The 6,660-nt window shown below is 70.2% G+C and carries 3 protein-coding genes and 1 pseudogene; 3 read left to right on the top strand and 1 reads right to left on the bottom strand.

Going from position 1 to position 6,660, the window contains the following annotated elements:
• The first annotated feature begins 99 nt into the window (after window positions 1-99).
• From alaS to D7X12_RS44750, 3 genes and pseudogenes are all read left to right on the top strand, one after another.
• Complete coding sequence (gene alaS, locus D7X12_RS37490; protein ID WP_120629988.1) at window positions 100-2,784, top strand: alanine--tRNA ligase; 2,685 nt, start codon at window positions 100-102, stop codon at window positions 2,782-2,784.
• Complete coding sequence (locus tag D7X12_RS37485; protein ID WP_120629987.1) at window positions 2,781-3,440, top strand: hypothetical protein; 660 nt, start codon at window positions 2,781-2,783, stop codon at window positions 3,438-3,440. Before alaS ends, D7X12_RS37485 begins: the two co-directional genes overlap by 4 nt.
• Window positions 3,437-3,682: pseudogene (locus tag D7X12_RS44750) on the top strand (PilZ domain-containing protein); the annotation flags it as partial. The gene D7X12_RS37485 and the pseudogene D7X12_RS44750, both read left to right, overlap by 4 nt.
• A gap of 1,610 nt (window positions 3,683-5,292) precedes the next feature.
• On the opposite strand, the gene D7X12_RS44745 reads toward D7X12_RS44750, so the two are convergent.
• Complete coding sequence (locus tag D7X12_RS44745; protein ID WP_167509110.1) at window positions 5,293-6,387, bottom strand: prolipoprotein diacylglyceryl transferase; 1,095 nt, start codon at window positions 6,385-6,387, stop codon at window positions 5,293-5,295.
• Between the last annotated feature and the right edge of the window lie 273 nt (window positions 6,388-6,660).

The raw sequence follows: 6,660 nt of genomic DNA, 5'->3' as shown, positions 1-6,660 counted from the left end.
GCCCCCCGCACGTCAGCCTCTCCCACATGGCCCGTCCCCCAGGGGATGACCCGTCCAGGAACTGCTGCGCCCGGCCCTCTTGTGGCATATACCCACACCATGCCTTCCGCCCTCACCGCCGCCCAGATCCGCGAGGCGTTCCTCCAGTTCTTCGAAGAGCGCGCCCACCGCCGTCTGGCGTCCTCCTCGCTGGTGCCCGCCAACGACCCGACCCTGCTCTTCACCAACGCGGGCATGGTCCAGTTCAAGGACGTCTTCACCGGCCGCGAGAAGCGCGACTACCGCCGCGCCACCACGTCCCAGAAGTGCGTGCGCGCCGGCGGCAAGCACAACGACCTCGACAACGTGGGCTACACGGCCCGTCACCACACGTTCTTCGAGATGCTCGGCAACTTCTCCTTCGGCGACTACTTCAAGGCGGAGGCCATCGCCTTCGGCTGGGAGTTCGTGACGAAGCGGCTCGGCCTCTCCACGGAGCGGCTCGCCGTCACCGTGTTCAACGGCGAGGGCGGCATCCCCTGGGACGAAGAGGCCTTCGAACTCTGGGAGAAGCAGGGCGTCGCGCGCGACCGCATCCTGAAGCTCGGCTACAAGGACAACTTCTGGGCCATGGGCGACACCGGCCCTTGCGGCCCCTGCTCCGAAATCCACTATCACCAGGGCAACGACATCCCGTGTGTCGAAGAGGCCGCGGGCCGTCCGTGCCAGGGCGTTGCCTGTGATTGCGACCGGTGGCTCGAAATCTGGAACCTCGTGTTCATGCAGTTCGAACGCAAGGAGAAGGACGCGCCCCTCATCCCCCTGCCCAAGCCGTCCATCGACACCGGCGCCGGCCTGGAGCGCATCGCGTCCGTCGTGCAGGGCAAGCGCTCCAACTACGACACCGACCTCTTCCAGGGCATCATCGGCACCATCAGCCAGCTGTGCGGCCAGCCCTACTCGCAGGAGACGGGCGCCTCGCAGCGCGTCGTCGCCGACCACGCCCGCGCCACCGCGTTCCTCGTGGCCGACGGCGTCCAGCCCTCCAACGAGGGCCGCGGCTACGTCCTGCGCCGCATCATGCGCCGCGCCATCCGCCACGGCACCCTCCTGGGCCTGAAGGAGCTGTTCTTCTTCAAGGTCGTGGACCGTGTCATCGAGCTCATGGGTGACGCCTACCCGGAGCTGCGCGAGAGCCGCAGCTTCCTGATGGAAGTGGCGAAGCACGAGGAGGAGGGCTTCCGCCGCACGCTCGACCGCGGCCTGAAGCTGATGGACGAGGAGCTGGCGCGGCTGCAGGGCCAGAAGGTCCTCTCCGGCGAGGTCGCCTTCCTGCTGCACGGCACCTACGGCTTCCCGTGGGACCTCACGCAGATCATCGCGCGCGAGCGCGGCTTCGACGTGGACCTGGAGCGCTTCAAGCAGCTCCTGGAGGACGAGGGCAACAAGGGCTTCGCCGGCTCCGGCCAGAAGGCCGTCGGGGAGATCTACCAGAAGGTCCTGGAGCGCACCGGCCTCACGGAGTTCCTCGGCTACGAGGGCGAGGGCCACGAGGGCGAAGGCAGCGTGCGCGCCATCGTGCAGGACGGCGTGGAAGTGCCGGAGGCCGCCGCGGGCACCACGGTGGAGGTGGTGCTGGACCGGACGCCCTTCTACGGCGAGTCCGGCGGCCAGCAGGGCGACACCGGCCGCATCGTCGCCCACGGCGGCAAGACGGTGGCGCAGGTGAAGGACGCGCAGCGCCCGGTGCAGGGGCTCATCGTCCACGCGGTGGAGGTGAAGGAAGGCACGCTGAAGGTCGGCGACATGGTGCAGACGTCCGTGAACGTGGAGCGCCGCAAGTCCATCCGCGCGAACCACTCCGCCACGCACCTGCTCCACAAGGCGCTCAAGCGCGTGCTCGGTGACCACGTGAAGCAGGCGGGCTCCGTCGTCGCGCCGGACTTCCTGCGCTTCGACTTCTCGCACTTCTCCCCCGCTACCCAGGAGCAGTTGGAGCAGGTGGAGGACATGGTCAACACCTGGGTGCGCGACAACGCGGGCGCGGAGACGCGCATCATGACGCTGGACGACGCGAAGAAATCCGGCGCGGTGGCCATGTTCGGTGAGAAGTACGGCGACACGGTGCGCGTCGTCACCGTGCACCCGGAGTCCACCGAGCTGTGCGGCGGCACGCACGTGAAGCGCAGCGGCGACATCGGCCTGTTCAAGGTGACGAGCGAGAGCGGCGTCGCGTCCGGCGTCCGTCGCATCGTGGCCGTCACCGGCCTGGGCGCGCTCCAGTACGTGCGCGAGCAGGAGCACGAGCTCAAGAAGGTCGCGGCCCTGCTGCGCACGACGCCGAAGGAGGCCGCCCTCCGCGTGGAGGCGACCCAGAAGCGCGTGAAGGAGCTGGAGCGCAAGGTGGAGGAGGTCGCGGTCAAGGCGCAGACGGCCTCGAACAAGGACCTCCTGGACCAGGCGCGCGACGTCAACGGCATGCGGGTGCTGGCGACGCGCGTGGACCCGGCGGACGACAAGGTGTTCCGCGGCATGGCGGATCAGCTCCGCGACCGCATCGGTTCGGGCGTGATTGCCATTGGCGGTGAGAAGGACGGCCGCGCGGTCATCCTCGTGGCGCTCACCAAGGACCTGGTCGCCAAGGGCATCAGCGCCGGCAACCTGGTGCGCGAGATGGCCAAGGAAGTGGGCGGCAAGGGCGGCGGCAAGGCGGACATGGCGCAGGCCGGCGGTCCGGACGCGGCCAACCTGCCCGCGGCGCTCGAGAAGCTCTATGAGCTGGTGAAGGGCGCGAGCCCGGCGTGAGTCCCCGCGTCCCGTCCCGCTCCCTGGCATTGCTGACGGCGGCCCTCCTCGCGGGGGGCTGCACGCAGGAGTCCGCCACGTCTGGGAGCGGACAGGACGCCGACATGCGCACGCTCCAGAAGCTGCGCGCGGAGGCGGACAGGGTGAAGCAGGGCGGCGCGGCCTCCGCGCGTCCGGAGACGCCCCGAGAGCCGGAGTCGCTACTGGCGGGACTGGCGGCGGGGATGAACGAGTCAGGTCCACGCAAGCTGCGGCTGCCCGCGCGCAATGACACCGTGCACGTGGACACGGTGGCGATGAAGGTCACCGGGCTGGAGTCGTCGCACTCGGTGAAGGGCTCCGGCAAGAGCGGGTTGGGGCTCACCACGGAGGACCTGTTCCTGCGCGTGGAGCTGATCACCCAGAACGTGGGGAAGACGCCCGCGCCACTGTCCCTGGCGGGCGCGCGGCTGACGGATGCGAAGGGGCAGGCCTACCCGCTGGCGCGTGATGCGCAGGCGGTGGCCGGCACGAAGCCCCTGCCCACCCTGTGGGCTCCCGAGCAGCGCACGGAGCTGGTGCTGCTGTTCGAGGTGACCGCGGAAGCCGTGCAAGACGATGGGCTGGCGCTCGTGGTGCAGGGCTCCGGCGGGGACGTGCGGATCCCCTTGCGATGACCGGGCCGGCTTCCAAGCTCCTGCCCCTGCGCATCCGCCTCCCGTACACCGCGGAGGAGGAGTTCATCGAGCGGTACGGCTCGAACGTGGGGCGCGGCGGAGTCTTCGTGGCCACCAAGGCCCCCAAGCCGGAAGGCACGGGCCTGGCGTTCGAGTTCGTCCTCGCGGACGGCACGCGGCTGTTGCGCGGTGAAGGCGTGGTGCTCAAGGCCCAACCGGACGCGGGGAACGCGCGGGCCGGGATGACGGTGCGCTTCACCCGGCTGGATGCCGCGAGCAAGGCGCTCGTGGACCGCATCGTCGCGAAGCGCACCGGGACAGACGCGGGACGTGAGGACACGGAGTCGGGGGTGACGGCCCCGCCCGCGACAGGCACCGACGCGGCGCCGCGTCCGCCGGGGCTGGTCCGCCGCACCCAGCCCGTAGGGCCTGCGCGGATCCGCACGGAGACGGTGCCGCCGGAGCGGGACTCGGACAGGCCCGCGACCGTGGCCGAAAGCGCGACGCTTCCGGACGCCCTGGTGCAGCCGTCCCGTGACGCCGAGGCGACGTCCGGGCACGTGCTGCCGGAGAAGGACACCGCACCGGAAGCACCCGTGGCGGAGCCGGTCGCGTCGGAAGTGCCTGCCGTCACGCCTCCGGTCCTCGCGGATCCCGATGAGCCGGTGTCGCTCTTCCCGGAGCAGGAGGTGGACGACGAGGAGGCCCCTGCGCCGCTGTCGGAGCTGTTCGGCCCGTCGCGCGATGCGCGGGGGAACACGTCCGTTCCGGGGATGCCGCAGCGGTCGACGCGGGAGATGTTCACCGTTCGCTCGACGCCGCCGGAGGCGAAGACCTGGGAGGCGCCTCCGGCCTCTTCCGGCACCTTCGCGGCCATCCAGGTGCCGCCGGTCGAAGCCAGGGGGACGGAGGCGGATCCGGATCCGTTCGAATCGGCTGCGAGCCCGGACGACGTTGGAGCGGATGCGGTCACCGAGCCGGAGACCTCCGAGGGGACGCCGCCCTGGGATGCCGCCTTCGCGGAGGAGCGGGTGCCGGGGTCGGGAGCACCTGGGACAGACGAAGGTCGCGATGCCCATGCGACCTCCGGCTTCGCGCCCGCGTCGGTCGAGGCGTTTGATCCGAACGTCGTCCTCGGGGATGCGCAGGCGCCGCGGTGGGAATCCGCGGCGCGCACTGACGGGGATGAGGCACCGGCCGAGTCGGCATCAACGCCAGACATGCAGGCGTTCCCCGAAGCGACGGCGGCGCCCCTGTCCCACGAGGATGAGCCGGCGACTGCTTCCGAGGCGTCCTCGTCCGAAGGCGAGCAGTCATTCGACGTCGATGTCGACCTCAGTGGGGATCCGGACGAGGGCGTTGCAGCCACTGCCGTGGGTGATGGCGGGGCGGGAGCAGAGTCCTCCGAGCAGGATGTGCCGACGCGCAGCCAGGAAGCGGAGCGCCTGCTCGCGTGGGGCATCGCCCCGGCGCCCATCCCGCACGATGAAGGCGCGGTGCCGGAGGACGTGGATCCGTTCGCGGCAGCACTGGAGCGGGCTGTCACCACGGCGGAGCCCGCGGACCTGACTGGCAGCGAAGAGGCCTCGGGTACGACGGCGCCCGGGTCCGCGGATGAAGGGAGCACGAAGGACGCATGGACCGCGCTCCTTGAGGCATCTGCATCGCCCGCTGCCGAAGCCTCCGCGGAGGCTTCGGAGGAAGGTGGGCTTCGGGTTTCAGAAGAGGGTTCGCCCACGAGGGAGCACGCGGAAGCAGCCCCCACGACTCCGGGATCCATCGAGTCCGTCACTTCAGCGGAAGCCACCCTCCCCGCCACGACACCTTCATCGCGCATCACGGAAGAGTCGCCTCAGTCCCCGACAACGCTTGCGTCGGGCACGGCCACAGCGGAAGCAGCATCGCTCGCGGAAACAGCGTCCTCGACGGCAATCCCTGTCACCGTCACCACCAGTACGGATGCGACGCCTACCGCGGAAGCGTCGCCAGACATGACGACTACGGCGGCCTCTGTCCCGACCACGACGGAGACAGCGCTCGACACAGAAGCGTCGTCTTCTTCGGCGGCAGCGCCTGCCTCCGCCGCAGCCACACCGGAAGCTGTGCTCCTTGCAGGAGCGTCGCCTTCCTCGGCAGCAACACTCGCCTCTACCGCGATCACGCCGGAGACAGCGCTCTTCGCTGAAGCAGCGTCCTCATCGGGGGAAGAGCCTGCCTCCGCAGCAACCACGCCGGAGACAGCGCTCTTCGCTGAAGCGGCATCCTCATCGGGGGAAGAGCCTGCCTCCGCAGCAAACACGCCGGAGACAGCGCTCTTCGCTGAAGCGGCGTCCTCATCGGAGGCACCACCCGCCTCCACCGCGACCACGACGGAGACAGCGTCCCTCGCCGGAGCGTCGTCCTCATCGGAGGCACCACCCGCCTCCACCGCGACCACGACGGAGCCTGCCCCCCTCGTAGAAGCGTCGTCCTCCTCGACGACCACACCTGCGGCCATCGTGATCACGAAGGATGCAGCGCTCCTCGTGGAAGCATCGCCCTCTCCGGAGGCACCACCCGCCTCCACCGCGACCACGACGGACGCAACGCTCCTCGTCGAAGCATCGCCCTCTCCGGAGGCACCACCCGCCTCCACCGCGACCACGACGGAGGCAGCGCTCCTCGTGGAAGCATCGCCCTCTCCGGAGGCACCACCCGCCTCCACCGCAACCACGACGGACGCAACGCTCCTCCCGGAACCGTCGCCCTCATCGACGCCAGCCCCTGGCTCCATCCCGGACGTGACGGCTGTTGCACCCATCGAAGAAGCAACGCCTCCGTCAACGCCGGTCTCCATCCCGCTCCAAGAGGCAGCGTCGGTCTCCCCGACGGAAACACCGGCATCCGTCGCCCCCTCGTTGGACGCAGCAGCGGCGTCTCCCTCCACGCCACCGGCACCCGGCGACACGGAGGCTGCGCCTGCCTCCGACCTGAAACCCACCGACACGGCGCCCGAAGCCAGTGCATCGGTACCGTCCCCGCTGCTCGCCACTCCGGTCGAAGCCGCTACACCCACCCCAGCCACCCAGCGCGAGTCGGAAGCACTCCGCACCCCGGAGAGCCCAACTCCCGCTGAGGCCTCGTCACCACCACGCCCGGACGAAGCCGCCGCCCAGCTCGCACCAGAAGCACTCCGCCCCCCGGAGAGCACGCCGCCGCGTCCGGACCCGGTCACCCCACC

This window comes from Corallococcus sicarius, from assembly GCF_003611735.1.
Lineage (GTDB): Bacteria > Myxococcota > Myxococcia > Myxococcales > Myxococcaceae > Corallococcus > Corallococcus sicarius.
The sequence above is the reverse complement of the archived record's forward strand: the minus strand, read 5'-3'. Positions and strand labels throughout refer to the sequence as shown.